General features: G+C 60.0%; 1 protein-coding gene. It reads right to left on the bottom strand.

The window, feature by feature from the left end:
* A partial coding sequence (locus AC1DHT_RS29380; protein ID WP_477761609.1) for an immunoglobulin-like domain-containing protein occupies positions 1-430 on the bottom strand: 430 nt, incomplete at both ends.

Genomic DNA, 430 nt, shown 5'->3' with positions numbered 1-430 from the left:
CGATGGTGGTGCTGACGGTGCTGCCGTTTTTGTAGACGTCRTTSGCCGGGGTATCGACCACCACCGAGCCGGTGGTTTTACCAGCTTCGATGTTGATTACGGCGCCATTGCTGAGCGTGACAGTCATCGGTGTGCCAGCCGGATTGCTCAGCGTGGCGGTGTAGGTGATCTGGCCGCCTTCGGTGACCGAACCGGTCGCTGCCAGGGACAGTCCGGTGTTGTCGATCGAATCGGTGATCGTCGTGACTGCCGGCGTCGTGCTCGGGGTCAACTGTTCGAAGTTGCCACCGGTGGTGCTTTCGATGGTGGTGCTGACGGTGCTGCCGTTTTTGTAGACGTCATTCGCCGGGGTRTCGACCACCACCGAGCCGGTGGTTTTACCAGCTTCGATGTTGATTACGGCGCCATTGCTGAGCGTGACAGTCATCGG

Source organism: Pseudomonas sp. 05N432 (genome assembly GCF_056396945.1).
Note: the sequence above shows the minus strand (reverse complement) of the source record. Positions and strands in the feature narration are given on the sequence as shown.